1 protein-coding gene is annotated in these 992 nt (G+C 62.0%); it reads left to right on the top strand.

All coding sequences use genetic code 11. The features are described from left to right. Positions 1 to 97: 97 nt before the first annotated feature. Positions 98 to 967 carry a hypothetical protein gene (locus A5663_RS19710; RefSeq protein ID WP_068153061.1) on the top strand — a complete coding sequence of 290 codons (870 nt, stop codon included), beginning with the start codon at positions 98 to 100 and terminating at the stop codon, positions 965 to 967. Positions 968 to 992 lie beyond the last annotated feature (25 nt).

The raw sequence follows: 992 nt of genomic DNA on the forward strand, positions 1-992 counted from the left end.
TGCGCCGAAATAGCATTCCTGGTTGCTGATCGACGTTATCCACAGCCACCGCTTCTCATTCGCGGAGGCGAGCGCGAAGTGGTCGATGATCGGACAGGTGGGGGAAGCGCTGATCGGTTCTGAGGCCGTCGCTGCAGGACGGATTTCGCGAGGCGATCTCCGCTGGAACTACCGGACGATCTTTCCCGACGTCTATCTTCCCCGAGGTCTCGAGTTGACGATGCCGGTCAAGGCCGAGGCGGCATACCTTTGGGCACGACGTCGCGGCGTGATCACCGGCCGCGCGGCGGCGGCGCTACACGGCGCGCAATGGGTGGCCGACTCGGACCCCGTCGAACTCATCTGGACGAACAACCACCACCCGAAAGGCATCATCACCAGGCGCGAGCGAATTTCGACCGACGAAGTAGTGATCGTGGACGGCATGTCGCTCGCGACGCCGAGCCGTACGGCATTCGATCTCGGACGTCACCTCCCGCTAACACAAGCGGTCATTCATCTGGACGCGCTCGCACGGAAGACGGGTCTGACTACCGACGAAGTCGTACGGCTGGCAGAGCGATATCGCGGTGCGCGCGGCGTGCGAGGCTTCCGCGAAGCCATCGAGTTGATGGACGGCGGCGCTCAATCGCCGAAGGAGAGTTGGCTGCGCTTGCTGCTCATCGACGCCGGATACCCGAAGCCGCACACCCAGATCCCTGTCGTCGATGACTGGGGAAACGAATTCGCCTTCTTGGACATGGGCTGGCGCGAAATGAAAATCGCCGTCGAATACGACGGCGACCAGCACCGCAAGGATCGGGATCAGTACGTCTGGGATGAACGACGCCTCCGGAGGCTGCTCAGCATCGGCTGGTTGCACGTGAAGGTGATAGCGGAGGACCGCCCAACCGACATTCTTGCGCGGGTCGAAGACGCGTGGCGGGCACGCCAAAGAGAAGGTATGGCTGTGAAATTGCCTGCATAGCAACCAGGAATGCTATTTCGGCGCA

The organism is Mycobacterium sp. E740, assembly GCF_001672895.1.
GTDB lineage: Bacteria > Actinomycetota > Actinomycetes > Mycobacteriales > Mycobacteriaceae > Mycobacterium.